The organism is Rhodococcoides kyotonense (genome assembly GCF_900188125.1).
GTDB lineage: Bacteria > Actinomycetota > Actinomycetes > Mycobacteriales > Mycobacteriaceae > Rhodococcoides > Rhodococcoides kyotonense.
In genome coordinates this window covers 212494-229836 of record NZ_FZOW01000004.1, presented here as the reverse complement: position 1 = coordinate 229836, position 17343 = coordinate 212494, and the positions used below count along the sequence as shown (strand labels likewise).

The window sequence follows — 17343 nt, the reverse complement described above, 5'->3', positions numbered from 1 at the left end:
GGCCTGTTCCGGTGTTTGAATGCGAATCATGAAACCCGACTTCACCGTAGTTCTCGAGGGATACACCTATTTCGAGTGCCCGCGTTGGCACGAGGGCCGCGTCTGGGTCTCCGATTTCTACAGCTATCGGGTTCTCTCGGCCGAGGCCGACGGGTCCGATGTGCGCGTGGAAGCGGAGGTGCCGCAGCAGCCTTCCGGCCTCGGTTGGCTTCCGGATGGGCGTCTGCTCGTCGTGTCGATGAAGGATCACACGATCCTGCGACGCGAGGACGACGGCTCGCTCGTCGTCCATGCCGATCTGTCGTCGCACGTCGCTGCGAATCTCAACGACATGCTCGTCGACGACCGAGGTCGTGCGTACGTCGGCAATTTCGGGTTCGATCTGATGAATCTGGCGACGCCCGACACGGCCGATCTGCTCCGGGTCGATCCCGACGGGTCGGCGACCGTCGTCGCGAAGGATCTGTATTTCCCCAACGGGATGGCGCTGACTCCCGACGGCGAACTTCTCGTCGACGAAACCGTCGGCAATCGGGTCAGTGTGTTCTCGGTGCATCCGGACGGCTCGTTGGGGGAGCGTCGTGACTGGGCCAAGTTCGCGGAACTACCCGACATGAACGACATGACGACGGCTCTCGGCCAGCTGGTCGTCGCGGCGGACGGGTGCGCGATCGACACCGACGGGTCGCTGTGGGCGGCGGACGCTCTCGGGCAGCGGATCGTGCACATCGAGCCGGGTAAGGGCATCGTCGATCAGCTCGAATTCGACACGGGCGTGTTTGCGTGCGGTCTCGGCGGCGACGACGGGCGCACGCTGTTCGTCTGTGCGGCACCGGATTTCAACGAGCACCAGCGCAAGGTGGAGACGGAAGGAAAACTCCTGGCCGTGCGCGTGTAGGCGCTGGCGCGCATGTGCATAGAAATACATAGCGGGCTATGTATTTCTATGCACATGCGGTTACGCCTTATCGGGCTCGGACGCCTTCAGCATGTCGTGACGCTCGACGACCTTGACGCGTTCGCGGCCTTCGGGTTCGCCGAGGGAGCGTTCGTGGGCGTCGAGGCGGTACCAGCCGTCCCAGGTGGTGAAGGGGACTTGCTTGCCTTCGAGGAAGTCGACGACGGCTTGTTCGGCGGGCTCGGTCGCGCCGTCGAAGGTGGGTGCGTCTTCGAGCAGGCAGGCGACGGTTTCGTTGGCGTCGCCCTTGGTGTGGCCGATGAGGCCGACGGGTCCGCGTTTGATCCAGCCGGTGACGTAGGTTCCGGGCACGTGGGCGCCGTTCTCCTGGACGCGTCCGGCTTCGTTGGGGATGGTGCCTGCCTGCTCGTCGAACGGCAGGGATTTGATGTTCTGGCTGAGGTAGCCGACGGCGCGGTAGACGGCTTGGACGTCCCAGTCGTTGTAGGTGCCGGTGCCGCGGACGTTGCCGGTGCCGTCGAGTTCGGTGCGTTCGGTGCGCAGGCCGACGACCTTGCCGTCGTCGCCGAGGATCTCGGTGGGGGATTCGAAGAAGTGCAGGAACAGCTTGTGGGGGCGGTTGCCGACGTCGCGGATGGCCCAGTCCTGAAGGGTGTTGGCGACCATGTCGACCTGCTTGGAGCCGCGGCGGGCGGCTTCGGAGCCTTCGTCGTAGTCGATGTCCTCGGGGGCGACGATGACTTCGATGGTCGGGGAGTGGTCGAGCTCGCGCAGTTCCAGTGGCGTGAACTTGGCTTGTGCGGGTCCGCGGCGGCCGAAGACGTGGACTTCGACGGCTTTGTTGGCTTTGAGTCCTTCGTAGACGTTGGCGGGGATCTCGGTGGGGAGCAGTTCGTCGCCGGTCTTGGCGAGGACGCGTGCGACGTCGAGGGCGACGTTGCCGACGCCGAGGACGGCAACCTTCTCGGCGTCGAGGGGCCAGGTGCGGGGGACGTCGGGGTGGCCGTCGTACCAGGAGACGAAGTCGGCGGCGCCGTAGCTGCCGTCGAGGTCGATGCCGGGGATCTTCAGGTCGCGGTCGGCGTTGGCGCCGGTGGAGAAGATGACGGCGTCGTAGAAACGGCGGAGGTCTTCGAGGGTGATGTCGGTGCCGTAGTCGATGTTGCCGAGGAGGCGGACCTGGGGCTTGTCGAGGACTTTGTGCAGGGCGGTGATGATGCCCTTGATGCGGGGGTGGTCGGGTGCGACGCCGTATCGGATGAGGCCGAAGGGTGCGGGCATGCGTTCGAACAGGTCGATACTGACATCTGTGTCGGACTTCATGAGTGCGTCGGCGGCGTAGATGCCGGCTGGTCCTGCGCCGACGATAGCGACGCGGAGTGGACGAGTCTGATCAGTCATGTGCAGCGAACTACCTTCGTCGACGAAAAGTACGGACACCCCAGCATAAATTAAGCATTACCTGATCTGGGCTGGTGGTCTTGGTTCCAGGCTACGTCGGACCTTCCGCAGTCTCCACAGCCTCCGGGACTTGAGCTATTCCCCTTAATCAGGTAGGAATTGCATCGTGCATACGACATTCCTGGTCCGGCGACTCGCCGTCGACTTCTGCCGTACCTGCACCACCACGTGTTGTCGGTGACCACACCCGAGGCACTTCCGGCCTGATTCAAGGCCCGTTCTCCTTCTCCACAGTCCCGCCGCGCCGTGCGCCGGGCTGCATCCATCGCCCGCGAGAGTGACGCCATGTCCACTGCCGTCGAGATCGTTCCCGACGATCCCGTTCGTTCCAAGCCTCCTCGAGCATCTGCTCGCCGAGGCAACACCTACCTGACCACCATCGGCCTTCCCGTCGTCTCGCTCGTCGTGTTCGTCGGCCTCTGGCAGCTCGCGGCGTCGAGCGGAGTGTGGAACGAGACCTTCGTTCCCTATCCGAGCACCGTCTGGGCAGCGTTCGTCGATTTCTCGACGACGCACGACGGCGTGCGCGGCTACCAGGGGTATCTCCTGTGGGAACACCTCTACATGACGCTGCGACGCGTGTTCGCCGGCGTCCTGATCGGCATCGCGCTCGGTGTCGCATTGGGCCTGGCGATGGGAACCGTCACGTGGGTTCGCGCGGTTCTCGAGCCGTGGTTGACGTTCCTGCGTGCATTGCCGCCGCTGGCGTACTTCTTCCTTCTCGTCATCTGGCTCGGTATCGACGAGGCTCCCAAGGTCACGCTGCTCGCGTTGGCGGCGTTGCCGCCGGCAGCAGTGGCGACGACGGCAGCAGTGCTCGCCGCTCCCGTGGGCCTCGTCGAGGCGGCGCGCGCCCTCGGTGCCAGTAGGAAAGACGTGATTCGCGACGTCGTCATCCCGTCGGCACTTCCCGAAACCTTCACCGGCATAAGGCTTTCTGTCGGTATCGCCTATTCTTCGGTCGTTGCGGCCGAACTGTTCAACGGTCTTCCCGGCATCGGCGGCGCAGTCAAGGATGCCAGCAATTACAACAACACCCCCGTCGTGCTCGTCGGCATCTTCGCCATCGGCATCTCGGGTCTCGTCATCGACGGCCTGTTGCGTGCGCTCGAGCGCCGCGTAGTTCCCTGGAGGGGAAAGATATGAAGTTGACTCGTCTGATTGCCTCGTTCGCTCTCGGAGCGCTCGCAGTCACCGGCTGCGCCGTCGACAACTCGAACAGCGACGACAGCAAGCCCACCATTCGTATTGCGTACCAGTCTTTTCCGAGTGGCGATCTCGTCGTGAAGAACAACGGGTGGCTCGAAGAGGCGCTTCCGGACTACAACATCAAGTGGACCAAGTTCGACTCGGGCGCCGACATCAACACCGCGTTCATCGCAGGCGAACTCGACTTCGGTGCGATCGGATCCAGCCCCGTCGCGCGCGGATTGTCTGCGCCACTGAACATTCCGTACCAGGTTGCGTTCGTGCTCGACGTAGCCGGTGACAACGAGGCGCTCGTCGCACGCAACGAAACCGGCATCACCGACGTTGCAGGCCTCCGAGGCAAGCGCATCGGCACGGCATTCGCGTCGACCGCGCATTACAGCCTGCTCGCCGCGTTGGAGCAGGCCGGGCTGAGCGCGTCGGACGTGAATCTCGTCGACCTGCAGCCACAGGCCTCGTTGGCGGCATGGGAACGCGGCGACGTCGATGCCGTCTACACCTGGCTCCCGACGCTCGACGAGCTGCGCAAGACCGGCACGACGCTCATCGCGAGCCGCGAGCTGGCGACCGCAGGAAAGCCGACCCTCGATCTCGGTGTCGTCTCGACGGCGTTCGCGAACGAGCACTCCGACGCAGTCGACGCGTGGCGCAAGGTCGAGACGCGTGCGCTGACCACCATCGCCGACGACCCCGACGCCGCTGCCAAGGCCGTCGCCGCCGAGATCGGCATCACGCAGGACGAGGCAGCCAACCAGCTCAGCCAGGGTGTGTTTCTGACGCCCGAGGAGCTGACGTCGCCCGAGTGGCTAGGCACCGAAGGGTCCGTCGGCAACATCGCGGTCAACCTGCAGAGTGCGTCGGAGTTCCTCGCGTCGCAGAACCAGATCGACGCCGCCGCGCCGCTCCAGACCTTCCAGGACGCGATCTACACGAAGGGACTGCCCGGTGTCCTCACAGACTGACACAGCCTTACAGACTGAGACCAAGACAGCTCTCGACGGTTCCATCCGCATCGACAGCGTCTCGCACATCTACGGCAGCGGCAGCGATGCCGTGACGGCACTCGGTCCCGTGGATCTGACGGTGCCGCCGGGTGAGTTCCTCGTCCTCGTCGGCGCGTCGGGCTGCGGCAAGAGCACGCTGCTGCGGTTGATCGCAGGATTCGAATCGGCAACGGACGGAAGCGTTCTCGTGTCAGGAACGAATCCGACACCGGGCCTGACGTCCGGGGTCGTGTTCCAGCAGCCGCGTCTGTTCCCGTGGAAGAGCGTGGGCGGCAACGTCGAACTCGCTCTGAAGTATGCCGGAGTCGGCAAGAACGATCGGTCGCGACGGCGCGACGAGTTGCTCGCTCGCGTCGGCCTGGAAGGTACCGCGGATCGCAAGATCTGGGAGATTTCCGGCGGCCAGCAGCAACGCGTCGCGATCGCCCGTGCGCTGGCGGCGGAGACGTCGTTGCTGCTGCTCGACGAGCCGTTCGCGGCGCTCGACGCGTTGACGCGCGAGCGGTTGCAGGAAGACCTGCGCACGGTGAGTGCCGAATCCGGACGCACGTCCGTCTTCGTCACGCACAGCGCCGACGAGGCCGCGTTCCTCGGCTCGAGGATCGTCGTGCTGACTCAGCGCCCGGGCCGCGTGGCCCTCGATATTCCCGTCGACCTGCCTCGTAGCGGGGTCGACGCCGATGAGCTGCGAGGCTCACCGGAATTCGCAGCGTTGCGTGCCGAAGTCGGTCACGCAGTCAAAGCCGCAGCAGCATAGAAGGAGGAAAGATGACCACTGTAGAAACCGCGGTTGCTCTGACCGTCGACAAGTTCGGACCGAGCTTCGGTGCCGAGGTGATCGGTCTCGATGTCGCATCGGCGTCCGATGCCGAGATTCGTGCCGTTCGTGACGCCCTCGTCGAGCACAAGGTTCTCGTGCTGCGCGGACAGTCGATCGACGATGCCGGACAGATCGACTTCGGCCGCAGACTCGGTGAACTGACGGCCGGGCATCCGGTTCACCACAGTGGTGACGTCGCCGCCGAGGTCTATGCCCTCGACAGCCAGGACAACGGGTTCGCCGACGTCTGGCACACCGACGTGACGTTCATGCAGCGTCCGCCGATGGGCTCGATTCTGCGACCCGTCGTTCTTCCTCCGCATGGTGGTGACACCAACTGGGCCGACAGCCAGCTCGCGTACGAGTCGCTGTCGGCGCCGGTTCGGCAGATGATCGACCAGCTCAGCGCTGTACACGACGGCAACCGCGAGTTCGGCTACTACCTGGCGCAGAACCGTGGGGGCAAGGGCAACGTGTGGGACGGCAAGGAGGTGACGGCGCTGGTACCCGTCGAACATCCTGTTGTTCGGGTGCACCCGGAGACGGGACGCAAGGGCATCTTCGTCAATCCTGGTTTCACGTCGCACATCGTCGGGGTGTCCGAGGCGGAGAGCCGCGGCATCCTCGACTTCCTGTACGCGCATCTGACGAAGCCGGAGCACGTGGTCCGCCACCGCTGGCGTCTCGGCGACCTGGTGCTGTGGGACAACCGCAGCACGTCCCACTACGCCAATCGCGATTACGGCACCGAGCATCGCAAGATGCACCGAATCACGCTGCGCGGCGACATCCCGGTGGGACCCCAGCAGCAGTAGCGGTTCTTCGGCGGGGAAGAATCGACCGTATGGCGTCGTGGCGTGAACGAAGGCAGCAGTGGGTCGACAGTCGTGAGGAAGCGCAGAACAATGCTTCCGCAGCTGCCGCCGAGGCAGGAGAGCGTCGCCCTGCCACGGCGTGGCCGTTCCTGCTGGCCGTCGGAATCGTCGCGGTGATTCTGGTGGCAATCTTCGCGGCGTCGAGATTCGCTCCCGCGGAGAACAACGTCACTCAGGCGCAGCTGCTGACCGACAGCATCACCGAGTTCGTCGACGCCCAGAACTCCGGCGATGCAGATGCTCTTCGTGCATCCACCTGCGAGCAGCAGGTGAACAGCATCATCACCGGGTCGGACGCCGACTACAACGCCGCTCGGGTTGCCGAAGTCGAGAAGAGCGGCAAGATCGTCGTCGACGGTGCCCCGACCGACTACGAGATCAACGGTGATCGCGGCATCGTGACCGTGCCGACGAAGCTGGAGAAGTCCGGTGAGACGTCGACCGAGCAATGGAAGTTCGTCCGGGAAGACGACAAGTGGCTGGTCTGCAATGTATGAAAGGCTGTTCGCGTGACTTACGCAGGTGACATAACCCCACAAGCAGCGTGGGAGCTACTTCGTGACAACCCCGAAGCAGTCCTCGTGGACGTCCGGACGCATGCCGAATGGCAGTACGTCGGAGTGCCGGACACGTCGTCGATCGAGCGCCCGACTCACCTCATCGAGTGGGTCAGCTACCCGAACGGTGCCCGCAACGGCAATTTCGTCGATCAGCTGAAGGAAGCAGGTGTCGACGGTGAACGCCCCGTCGTGTTCCTGTGTCGCTCCGGCCAGCGTTCCATCGGCGCAGCCGAGGCGGCGACGGCAGCAGGCATCGGGCCGTCGTACAACGTTCTCGACGGCTTCGAAGGTGCGACGGATTCCGACGGGCACCGCGGTGCCGTCGGCTGGCGTGCGGTCGGACTTCCGTGGAGGCAGTCATGAGCAACCCAACTGGTGGTGGATTCTCCAAGCCGTTGCCCGAGGGCGTCGGCCAGGGCACGCTGGGTGTTCGCGGCGGGCTGATGCGGTCTGGGTTCGACGAGAACGCCGAGGCGCTCTACCTGTCGTCCGGCTTCGTCTACGAGAGCGCGGGTGCCGCGGAGCAGGCGTTCACCGGTGAGATCGACCATTTCGTCTACTCGCGCTACGGCAATCCGACGGTTCGGATGTTCGAGGAGCGCCTGCGGCTGATCGAGGGTGCCGAGGCCTGCTTCGGGACGTCGAGCGGCATGTCCGCGGTGTTCGTTGCGCTCGGTGCACTGCTGAAGGCCGGTGACCGATTGGTCGCTGCGCGCAGTCTGTTCGGATCGTGCTTCGTCGTCTGCAACGAGATCCTGCCGCGCTGGGGCGTCGAGACCGTCTTCGTCGACGGCGAGGACAACGCACAGTGGGAAGAGGCGCTGTCGGTTCCGACGACGGCCGTGTTCTTCGAGACCCCGTCGAACCCGATGCAGTCGCTCGTCGACGTCGAGCGTGTGTCGGAGCTGGCGCATGCCGCAGGCGCAACTGTGGTGCTGGACAACGTCTTTGCGACGCCGCTGCTGCAGAACAGTCTCGCGCTCGGTGCAGACGTCGTCGTCTACTCGGGGACCAAGCACATCGACGGCCAGGGCCGTGTGCTCGGCGGCGCGATCCTCGGTAGCAAGGAATACATCGACGGCCCGGTGCAGACGCTGATGCGGCACACCGGTCCCGCGCTGAGTCCGTTCAACGCGTGGACGTTGCTCAAGGGACTCGAGACGATGCCTGTGCGCGTTCGGCATTCGACGCAGTCGGCGCTCGAGATCGCGAAGTTCCTCGAAGCGCACCCGGCGGTGTCGTGGGTCAAGTACCCGTACCTCGAATCTCATCCGCAGCACGAGCTGGCGAAGAAGCAGATGGAGGGAGGCGGCACCGTCGTCACGTTCGAGCTCGACGCGCCCGACGGCGAAGGCAAGAAGCGCGCCTTCGAGCTGCTCGACGCGTTGCGCGTCATCGACATCTCGAACAACCTCGGCGACGCGAAAACTCTCATCACTCACCCGGCGACGACGACTCACCGCGCCATGGGCCCCGAAGGCCGTGCAGCAGTGGGTCTTTCGGACGGGGTCGTGCGCATCTCCGTGGGTCTCGAGGACACCGAGGATCTGATCGGGGATCTCTCCCAGGCGCTTCAGTAGCGGTCGTGAGTGAAAATGTATAGCCCTCTATACATTTTCACTCACGAGGCGCGAAGCGCCGACAAGATCGTCCTGAATTTTGCTGTCGTCTCGGCGAGTTCGGCGTCGGGATCGGAGGCTTCCACGATGCCTCCTCCCGCCGTCGCGACGGCCGACAGACCGTCGGCGGCGAGCTCGGCGCATCTGATCGCCACCATCCACTCGCCGTCGCCTGCGTGATCCGTCCATCCGACGGCGCCTGCGTAGAAGCCGCGCGGGCCTTCGATGTCGGCGATCGTCTCCATGGCCGCGGCGCGTGGAACGCCGGCAACGGCAGCGGTCGGGTGCAGCACCAGCGCGAGGTCCAGCGCTGTCGTTGCGGTCTCGCGCAAGGTCCCGGTGATCGGCGAACTCAGGTGCCACAGCTGCGGCGTCGAGCTGAGTTGGGGCGCGTCGGGCACGATCACCTCGGAGCACAACGGCTCCAGCGCTGCGCGGATCTCGTCGACGACGAATCGGTGTTCGGCCTGGTCCTTCGCACTCGCTGCGAGCCGTTCGGCGATCGCGGCGTCCGTCGTGGGGTCCGAGCTTCGTGCCGCGGTACCTGCGAACGGGTGACAGCTCACGGTCCGGCCGCGCCGACGCACCAGCAGCTCGGGACTCGCGCCGACGAGGTGTCTACCCGCGTAGCGTCCGCCTGCCGCGGACAGATCGACGCTGTACCCGTTGCCCAGCGGATCGGCGCGCACGAGTGCGTCGAGCAGAGAGAGCGGGTCGATCGGCGAGTCCGCGAGAAGCTCGAGTGCACGCGCGAGCACCACCTTCTGCACGGAACCCTGCCGCAGCGAGTCCACGAGCCGTCGCACCCGCTCGACATGCATGTCCGACGCCGGTAGCTGCTGTCCGACATGCACTGTCGGTAGCGGCGGCAGCGCGGTTCCCGAAAACCATGGGCCGTCGGTGCGGACCAGCTCGGTGGGCTCGACGAGGGCCAGAGGGCCCGAGACGTCGAACGGCAGTGCGCCGACGACGCTTCCGCCGGACCGGACCGCGTCGACCGCGTCCGTCAGCGTCGAGAACGACCGCTCGACGCCGACGGCTTCCACGCTGTGGTCGTGTCGGGACAGGATGAACGAGGCGCGCATCAGAACGGCGACTGGGTACGTCCGACGAGATCTGCGACGGAGTTGATGACCCTCGTCGGCCGGAACGGGTAGTTCTCGACGGATGCGGTGGTGGAGATGCCGGTCAGGACGAGGATGGTCTGCAGGCCGGCTTCGAGGCCGGACAGCACGTCGGTGTCCATGCGGTCACCGATCATCAACGTGCTCTCGGAGTGACCGCCGATCGCGCGCAGCGCCGACCGCATCATGAGCGCGTTCGGCTTGCCGACGTAGTACGGCTCGCGGCCGGTGGCCTTGGTGATCAGCGCAGCGACCGAGCCGGTGGCGGGCAACGAGCCCTCGCGCGACGGGCCGGTGGCGTCGGGATTGGTCGCGATGAACCGCGCGCCCTTCTCGACGAGGCGGATCGCGGTGGTGATGGCTTCGAACGAGTACGTCCGCGTCTCACCGAGCACCACGTAGTCGGGGTTGGAGTCGGTCAGCACGTAGCCGATGTCGTGCAGTGCCGTCGTCAGACCCGATTCGCCGACGACGTACGCACTGCCTCCCGGTCGCTGGTTGCCCAGGAAGTTGGCCGTGGCCAGCGCCGATGTCCAGATGGCGGACTCGGGGATGGTCAACCCTGTTCGTTCGAGTCGGGCACGCAGGTCTCGTGGTGTGCGGATCGAGTTGTTGGTCAGCACGATGAACGGGATCTCGTTCGCCTGGAGTTCGGCGACGAACTTGTCCGCGCCGGGTATGAGGTGATCTTCGTGGACGAGGACGCCGTCCATGTCCATCAGGTAGGTCCAACGCTGCGGTTCGTCCTGTGAGCTCACCTCACCATTGTGCGCTACCCGGCTTTTCTCATCGCGGCGCGCTGCAGACTGCGCTCGCGCGCGGTCATTCCGCCCCAGACCCCGAACGGCTCGTTGGTGGCGAGTGCGAACTGACGGCACTGCAGGATGACCGGGCAGGTCTTGCACACCACCTTGGCCTGATCCTCGCGATGTCGCCGAGCTGTGCGGCCTTCGCCCGACGGCGAGAAGAACACTTCGGTGTCGGCGCCGCGGCAGAGTGCGTCGAGCTGCCACTGCCACGCTTCTGTTGTGGGTGCCATGTAGCGATGATGTCGTGGTAATCGACCGATGGGAAGGTTTCCAATCATCCAGCGTCTAATGGTTTCGTGAACTTTCGGCTCGAGTATCCGACTGGCTTCGCACGAAGGACGCCGTAGATCGAATCATCGTGATTCGAGACCTTCAAGTGGACCGTATGACGTTGTCACGCAATAATTTACGACGCGGAAGCATCGAAACCAGTTCTGCGGTCGTCGACCTACCGCCTCGAATTCGGGCATAACGTGTGGTGCAGCCGCACCGAGAGCGTCGTCCGGGCGGCTCTTCGACGAGTCCGTTCGACCCACCATGCATGCCGAGGATCGATGAGTCCCAACCAACTACACGTGAATCTCCTGTTGACGACCGCGGGTCTGCACCCCGGCGCAGGCCGCCGCGCTGGGTCGACTGCCGACTCGTTGTCGCTTCCCGTCTATCGGGCGCTCGCCGAAACGGCGGAACGAGGCCTGTTCGACGCAGTCTTCCTTGCCGATTCGCCGTCGCTGCCGCCGAATGCGTCGAACGACGACCCGATTCGCGTGTCACCCGAGCCGTTGACACTGCTTGCGGCACTCGCTGCCACGACGTCGCACGTCGGTCTGATCGGGTCGGCGTCGACGTCGTTCTACGAGCCGTACAACCTGGCCCGCTTGTTCTCGTCGCTGGACCATCTCAGTGGCGGTCGGGCAGGCTGGAATGCCGTCACGACGTCGAGTCCCACTGCCGCACGTAACTTCGGACAGTCCGTTCAGGACGAGCACGACGCACGCTACGGCCGGGCGGAGGAATTCATCGAGGTCGTGCTGAAGCTGTGGGACAGTTTCGAGCCGGGCAGTAGCGTCGCGCATCCGATCGATCATGTCGGCGACAGATTCTCCGTCGCAGGCCCGTTCACACTGCCGACGACGCCGCAGGGACGGCCCGTCGTCGCACAGGCAGGATCGTCGCCTGCCGGGCTGCGGCTCGGTGCGAGATTCGCCGACGTCATCTACACCAATCAGGCGTCACTGCAGTCCTCTGCCGATTTTCGACGCGAGGTACGGCGCCAGGCAGCCGATTTCGGCCGTGATCCCGATAGCGTTGCTGTACTGCCGGGAGTGGTTCCGTTCCTCGGGAGCACCGAGGCGGAGGCGCGGCGCCTGAAGTCCGAGCTCGACGATTCGCTCGACACCGAGGCGTTGATTCCGTCGGCGCTGCGATGGCTCGGAGTGGATCTGTCCGGCTACGAACCGGATTCACCGTTCCCGATCGACAAATTGCCCGACCCGTCGTCGATACGCAGTTCGGTGGGGACGTTCGTTCAATTGGCCGACACCATCCGCCGCGAGGAACCGACTGTCCGACAGGCGTTGTCGAGAGTCGGAGGCGGAACGATCCACCGCACCTTCGTCGGTACACCCGAACAACTGGCCGACGACTTCGAGAGCTGGTTCCGGGCAGGCGCAGTGGACGGTTTCAACGTCATGCCGGCTGTCGTGCCCGACACGCTCGACGAGTTCGTCGACCACGTCGTGCCGATCCTGCAGGCGCGCGGGCTGTTTCGGCACGAGTATTCGGCGTCGACGCTCAGCGGACACTACCGAAGCGCGGTCCCGGCATGACGACGAAAGTGCTCACGGCGATCGCCCGACGTCTGCTCGGCGCCGCCGTCGTACTGTGGCTCGCGGCGACGCTGACGTTCGTCGTACTGAAGATCGCAGGCGGGGACCCGGTCGCCAACATGCTCGGCGGCGGCGAAGCGGTGTCGACCGAGGAAATTCGCGCCGCGATGACGCGCCAGCTCGGCCTCGACGAGCCGGTCTACCTGCAGTATCTGCACTACCTGGGTGGTTTGCTGACCGGTGATCTCGGACAGTCCTATCAACTGAGACGGCCAGTCTCGACGGTCATCGGCGGACAAATCTTCTCGACGGTCGAATTAGCACTTGCTGCAGCGCTTCTCGGGGTTCTGCTCGCCGTCGTCAGCGGTGTCCTCGTCACGTCGAGGAATCGCCGGGTCTCTCCGATCGTCCAGTCGATCGAACTTCTTCTCGTGTCGACACCGACGTTCTGGCTCGGCATCGTTCTGCTGACGGTGTTCTCGTTCCAACTGGGGTGGTTCCCGGTGTCGGGCGCGCAAGGGATCTCGTCGTTGGTGCTGCCGGCCGTGGCCGTCGCACTGCCACTCGCCGCCGTACTGGCACAGGTGTTGCGTGAAGGAATCGACCGAGCGCTCGAGCAGCCGTTCGTGTTGTCGGTACGGGCGCGTGGTGTCACGGAGACTCGCGTCAAGTTCGGTCACGTCGTCAAACATGCTGCCGGACCGGCACTGAACGTCGCAGGGTGGTTCGTCGGTGGTCTGCTCGGCGGTGCCGTGCTCACCGAGGCCGTCTTCGGTCGGCCGGGGCTCGGGCAGATCGCATTGCAGGGCGTCATCAATCGAGACATGCCCGTCGTCATGGCGGTCGTACTCATCTCGGCGTTGGTGTACGTCGTCGTCAACGCGGTGCTGGACATCGTGCACGAGCGGGTGGATCCGAGGATTTCATGAACGTAGCTGTGATCGACGAACCGGTCCGTACGCGTCCCCGGCGCGGCACCGTCGTCCGAACCCTTGCAGTCGGCCTCCCTGCCGTGCTGATCCTGCTGGCTGCCGTAGCCCCGACGCTCCTGACGTCGAGGTCCCCGCTGGAATCCAACCCTCGGGCGGTGTTGCTGCCACCGTCGTGGGAGCACCCGTTCGGTACCGATCAGATCGGACGCGACCAGCTCGCACGCGTCGTGCACGGTGCTCAGTACTCGCTGTCGATCGGGGTCGGGGCGATCTTGTTGGCGGCGATCGTGGGCGTGTTGATCGGCACCCTGTCCGGTCTGGCGCCGCGAGTGGTCGACGAGGCCGTCACTCGATTCCTCGACGTCGTCAACGCATTTCCGGAAGTACTTCTCGCGCTGGTGGTCATCGCCGTCGTGGGACCGGGACCGGTGAATGTTCTGGTCGCGATCGGGGTGGCGTCGATACCGCGGTTCGCTCGTGTGGTGCGCGCGCAGGTGTTCGTGCTCCGGCACTCGGGGTGGGTGGAAGTGGCGACGACACAGGGCCTTTCGTATCCGAGACGCGTGTTCAAACACATCGTGCCGAACGTGCTCGGACCGGTCGTGGTGCTGGGAACGATCGGCACAGGGACAGCGATGATCGCGGCCGCAGGCCTCAGTTTCCTTCGGCTCGGCCCACAACCGCCGATTCCGGAATGGGGAGCGATGCTGTCGGAGAGCCGCGACTACGTGCAGTTGGGCTGGTGGCTTGCGGTGTTTCCCGGTCTTGCGATTCTGACGACGGTCGCCGTCGTGACACTGATCGGTCGACGCGCGCAGCGTCGTTTCGAAGGGCGGTTGCCATGACATCGACAGTAGAACCCCAGGTCCGGACGAAAGCGCTCGTCGACGTCGAGAACCTGACAGTCGACTTCACACGCGGCGGAGTCGTCACGCGTGCCGTCGACGGTGTCTCGTTCCGCCTGGAGGCGGGTAAGTGCCACGCGTTGGTGGGGGAGTCAGGTTCCGGAAAGACCGTCACCGCACGGTCTTTGGTGGGACTGAACCCGGAGACGGCGACCGTGCGGGCAGACAGGTTGCGTTTCGACTCGAAGGACCTACTCCAGTTCGACGACCGGCAGTGGCGTGACATCAGAGGCGGCCGCATAGGTCTCGTACTGCAGGACGCTCTGGTGTCACTCGATCCATTGAGAACGATCGGCCACGAGGTCTCGGAAGCATTGTCACCGAGGAGACCGCGTTCGCGTTCTCGGAGGGCCGAGCTGCGGTCCAGAGCAGCCGAATTGCTCTCCGACGTCGGCATTCCCGATCCCGAACGGCGGCTCGACCAGTACTCCCACGAGCTGTCGGGAGGTCTACGTCAGCGCGCTCTCATCGCGACCGCCGTCGCGCAGACACCCGACGTCATCATCGCCGACGAACCGACGACGGCACTGGACACCACTGTCCAGAAACAGATCATCGAGTTGCTCCGCTCGCGCCTCGATCGAGGCGCCGCGCTGATTCTGATCAGTCACGATCTGTCGCTCGTCGCCGAGATCGCGGACGAGATCACAGTCATGCAGAACGGTCGGGTCGTCGAGCAGGGGACACCGGCGGACGTGTTCTTCGATCCGCAGGAGGCGTACACGAAATCGTTGCTCGCGGCCGTGCCGACGGCGGCGGCCAAGGGATTCCGGTTGAGTGAATCGGAGAATCGGATCCCGTTGCCTGCCCGTCGGATTCATCGAGAGCGCGTCGTACTCGACGTCGAAGCGGTGTCGAAGACATATCACGGCAAGGGCGGATTCTCCCGTCGCGCTGTGGATTCGGTCGATCTGTCGCTGCACGCGGGTGAGACGGTCGGCATCGTCGGCGAATCGGGGTCGGGTAAGACGACGCTGATGCGGATCGCTCTGGGATTGCTGACACCCGACGAGGGTGCCGTCCGACTCGACGGCGACGTGTGGAACCCATTGCCGGAGAAAGCCCGTCGAGCACGACGCTCACGCATGCAATTGGTGTCGCAGGACCCTCTCGGGTCCTTCGATCCGCGCTACACCGTCGGAAGACTGATCGCCGACGGCGTTGCCGCGGCCGGCGTCGGCGGCAAGGAGAGGCAGCGACGCGTCGTCGAACTGTTGGAGTCGGTCGGATTGGACTCCTCGTTCGTTGCTCGTCGACCCTTGCAGTTGTCGGGTGGACAGCGTCAGCGTGTGGCCATCGCCCGCGCCCTCGCGCCTGCTCCCGCGGTGCTGGTGTGCGACGAACCGGTGTCCGCACTGGACGTCTCGGTGCAGGCGCAGGTACTCGACCTCATCGCCGACCTGCAGCACGAGCACGGCACGTCCGTGCTGTTCGTTTCGCACGACCTCGGCGTCATCCATCACGTGTCGGATCGTGTGGTCGTGCTGAGCGAGGGGCGCGTAGTCGAATCCGGTGACGTCGACTCGGTCTATCGCCGACCCACTCACCCCTATACCAGGACCCTGCTCGACGCAGTGCCCACGCTGGCGTCCGCGCATGCGCGACGCACTACCGAACCATCACTCGAACGAGGAGAACGATGAAGAGACCGAAATTCGCAGCGAGAGCGGCGCTTCCGGCGGCGTCGGCTGCGGCCGTCGTCGCGTTGCTGGCAGGATGCGCAGGCGGAGGAGGCGCCGACGCGTCGACCGGAGGCGACCCGGTATCGGGTGGGTCGCTGACCTACGCGCTCGGCACCGACATCGACTGCCTCGATCCGGCCAAGTCGCCCGGTAATTCGATCGTCGTCGGCAACATCGTCGACTCGCTCGTCTATCAGGATGTCGACGGCAATATCCAGCCGTGGCTCGCGTCGTCGTGGACGGTGTCCGACGACGGCGCCCAGTACACGTTCGAGCTGCGTGACGGCGTGACCTTCAGTGACGGAACGCCTCTCGACGCGGCAGCGGTCAAGTACAACTTCGACCGCATCAAGAATCCCGAAACCGGGTCGAGCTACGCGGCGTCGGTGATCGGGGAGTACGCCGAAGGTGTCGTCGACGGGCCGCTGACGTTCAGACTAGTACTGAACACGCCGGTCACGGCACTGCTGCAGGGATTGTCGTTGGCGTACTTGGGCATTCAGTCGCCGACGTATCTCGAGGCGCAGGGCTCGGACACGTGCGGTTCGATCGTCGGTTCGGGGCCGTTCGTGTTGGATCAGGCGGTGAAGGGGCAGAGTTACACGCTGTCGCGCCGCGACGGGTACGACTGGGCGTTCGACGGCGCCGAGCACGACGGTAATGCCTACCTGGACTCGGTCACCTACAACATCGTGAGCGAGGGGTCGGTGCGTGTGGGTGGGTTGAGTTCGGGTCAGTACGACCTGGTGAACTCGATCGCGACGTCGCAGTTGGCGGCCGTCAAGGCGAATCCGCAGCTCGAGGTCCTCGATTACACGGCGCCCGGAATCGCGAACGCCATCGCGATCAATGCGACGTCGCCGATCTTCTCCGATCTCGCTGTGCGGCAGGCGTTCCAGAGTGCTGTCGACGTCGACACTCTCGTCGATGCCGCTCTGTTCGGTCAGGTCGAACCTGCGCGCGGTCCCGTGTCGCCGACGTCGAAGTACTTCGACGAGACCGTTGCGGACAGCTACGGATACGACCCGGACAAGGCGAACCGCCTTCTCGACGAGGCGGGCTGGACCGAGAAGAATGCCGACGGTATCCGCGTCAAGGACGGTCGTCCGCTGAAGCCGGTGCTGTTCACGTTCCCGGATCCGGCGCAGGATCTGCTGTCGTTGCTCGCGTCGATCCAGCAGGAGGTTCGCAAGGTCGGCATCGATCTCGACGTGCAGAGCTTCGACCGCACGACGTGGAACACGAAGATCAACGCCAACGAGTACGACCTGCACGTGCACGCGTACTTCCGGGCCGACCCCGACATCGCGCGCACCGTCTACTCGACCGAGTTCGAACCGCCCAACGGCTACACGTTCGCGCGCCCGCAGGATCCTGCGCTCGAGGATCTGCTGCAGCGGGGCTCGCGCACGCCGGACGGCCCCGAACGTCAGGAGATCTACGAGCAGATTCAGCACGAGGTCATCGATCAGGGATTCTCGCTGCCGCTCTATGCGAATCAGCGAACTTTCGCTTACAAGGACGATGTTCACGGTGTCCGCGTGACCGGAACGTCGGTTCCGTACCTGTACGACGTGTGGATCGGCTGAGTTCGA

The 17343-nt window shown here is 64.9% G+C and carries 17 protein-coding genes; 13 read left to right on the top strand and 4 right to left on the bottom strand.

Annotation, left to right across the window (positions count from 1 at the left end):
- Window positions 1–28: 28 nt before the first annotated feature.
- Window positions 29–898, top strand: coding sequence for an SMP-30/gluconolactonase/LRE family protein (locus tag CHB96_RS08805; protein ID WP_371828995.1), 870 nt, complete (start codon window positions 29–31; stop codon window positions 896–898).
- Window positions 899–958: 60 nt separating this feature from the next.
- On the opposite strand, the gene CHB96_RS08800 is transcribed toward CHB96_RS08805, so the two are convergent.
- Window positions 959–2320, bottom strand: coding sequence for an FAD-dependent oxidoreductase (locus tag CHB96_RS08800; protein ID WP_089245161.1), 1362 nt, complete (start codon window positions 2318–2320; stop codon window positions 959–961).
- 345 nt (window positions 2321–2665) lie between these two features.
- On the opposite strand from CHB96_RS08800, the gene CHB96_RS08795 reads away from it, so the two are divergent.
- Genes CHB96_RS08795 through CHB96_RS08765 form a run of 7 tightly spaced genes read left to right on the top strand, consistent with a single transcriptional unit; the run spans window position 2666 to window position 8428 of the window.
- Window positions 2666–3526 carry an ABC transporter permease gene (locus tag CHB96_RS08795; protein WP_089245159.1) on the top strand — a complete coding sequence of 287 codons (861 nt, stop codon included), beginning with the start codon at window positions 2666–2668 and terminating at the stop codon, window positions 3524–3526.
- Window positions 3523–4551 carry a taurine ABC transporter substrate-binding protein gene (locus CHB96_RS08790; protein ID WP_089245157.1) on the top strand — a complete coding sequence of 343 codons (1029 nt, stop codon included), beginning with the start codon at window positions 3523–3525 and terminating at the stop codon, window positions 4549–4551. The genes CHB96_RS08795 and CHB96_RS08790 overlap by 4 nt, the downstream gene beginning before the upstream one ends.
- Window positions 4535–5350 (top strand): ABC transporter ATP-binding protein, encoded by an 816-nt coding sequence (locus CHB96_RS08785; protein WP_089245155.1) that lies wholly within the window; start codon window positions 4535–4537, stop codon window positions 5348–5350. Before CHB96_RS08790 ends, CHB96_RS08785 begins: the two co-directional genes overlap by 17 nt.
- 11 nt (window positions 5351–5361) lie before the next feature.
- On the top strand, window positions 5362–6228 hold the full coding sequence (locus CHB96_RS08780; RefSeq protein ID WP_089245153.1) for a TauD/TfdA dioxygenase family protein: 867 nt from the start codon (window positions 5362–5364) through the stop codon (window positions 6226–6228).
- Window positions 6229–6257: 29 nt separating this feature from the next.
- Window positions 6258–6785: an Rv0361 family membrane protein gene (locus tag CHB96_RS08775; protein WP_089245151.1), complete on the top strand. Its 528-nt coding sequence runs from the start codon at window positions 6258–6260 to the stop codon at window positions 6783–6785.
- Window positions 6786–6797: 12 nt separating this feature from the next.
- Window positions 6798–7211, top strand: coding sequence for a rhodanese-like domain-containing protein (locus tag CHB96_RS08770; protein ID WP_089245149.1), 414 nt, complete (start codon window positions 6798–6800; stop codon window positions 7209–7211).
- The gene (locus CHB96_RS08765) at window positions 7208–8428 is read left to right on the top strand and encodes an O-succinylhomoserine sulfhydrylase (protein ID WP_089245147.1); all 1221 of its coding nucleotides are present in this window, start codon (window positions 7208–7210) and stop codon (window positions 8426–8428) included. Before CHB96_RS08770 ends, CHB96_RS08765 begins: the two co-directional genes overlap by 4 nt.
- A 41-nt stretch (window positions 8429–8469) precedes the next feature.
- On the opposite strand, the gene CHB96_RS08760 is transcribed toward CHB96_RS08765, so the two are convergent.
- The 3 genes from CHB96_RS08760 to CHB96_RS08750 are packed head-to-tail and all read right to left on the bottom strand — an operon-like array spanning window position 8470 to window position 10630.
- The gene (locus CHB96_RS08760) at window positions 8470–9552 is read right to left on the bottom strand and encodes an isochorismate synthase (RefSeq protein WP_089245145.1); all 1083 of its coding nucleotides are present in this window, start codon (window positions 9550–9552) and stop codon (window positions 8470–8472) included.
- Window positions 9552–10310, bottom strand: coding sequence for an HAD-IIA family hydrolase (locus tag CHB96_RS08755; protein WP_371828999.1), 759 nt, complete (start codon window positions 10308–10310; stop codon window positions 9552–9554). Before CHB96_RS08755 ends, CHB96_RS08760 begins: the two co-directional genes overlap by 1 nt.
- A 53-nt stretch (window positions 10311–10363) precedes the next feature.
- Complete coding sequence (locus tag CHB96_RS08750) at window positions 10364–10630, bottom strand: WhiB family transcriptional regulator (RefSeq protein WP_089245142.1); 267 nt, start codon at window positions 10628–10630, stop codon at window positions 10364–10366.
- Between the two features lie 324 nt (window positions 10631–10954).
- On the opposite strand from CHB96_RS08750, the gene CHB96_RS08745 reads away from it, so the two are divergent.
- Genes CHB96_RS08745 through CHB96_RS08725 form a run of 5 tightly spaced genes read left to right on the top strand, consistent with a single transcriptional unit; the run spans window position 10955 to window position 17337 of the window.
- A complete protein-coding gene (locus tag CHB96_RS08745) occupies window positions 10955–12229 on the top strand; it encodes an NtaA/DmoA family FMN-dependent monooxygenase (RefSeq protein ID WP_089245140.1) in 1275 nt (424 codons plus the stop codon).
- Window positions 12226–13158: an ABC transporter permease gene (locus CHB96_RS08740; protein WP_089245138.1), complete on the top strand. Its 933-nt coding sequence runs from the start codon at window positions 12226–12228 to the stop codon at window positions 13156–13158. The genes CHB96_RS08745 and CHB96_RS08740 overlap by 4 nt, the downstream gene beginning before the upstream one ends.
- Window positions 13155–14006 carry an ABC transporter permease gene (locus CHB96_RS29950; protein ID WP_089245136.1) on the top strand — a complete coding sequence of 284 codons (852 nt, stop codon included), beginning with the start codon at window positions 13155–13157 and terminating at the stop codon, window positions 14004–14006. Before CHB96_RS08740 ends, CHB96_RS29950 begins: the two co-directional genes overlap by 4 nt.
- Window positions 14003–15709 (top strand): dipeptide ABC transporter ATP-binding protein, encoded by a 1707-nt coding sequence (locus CHB96_RS08730; RefSeq protein WP_217899934.1) that lies wholly within the window; start codon window positions 14003–14005, stop codon window positions 15707–15709. The genes CHB96_RS29950 and CHB96_RS08730 overlap by 4 nt, the downstream gene beginning before the upstream one ends.
- A complete protein-coding gene (locus tag CHB96_RS08725; protein WP_089245132.1) occupies window positions 15706–17337 on the top strand; it encodes an ABC transporter substrate-binding protein in 1632 nt (543 codons plus the stop codon). The genes CHB96_RS08730 and CHB96_RS08725 overlap by 4 nt, the downstream gene beginning before the upstream one ends.
- Window positions 17338–17343 lie beyond the last annotated feature (6 nt).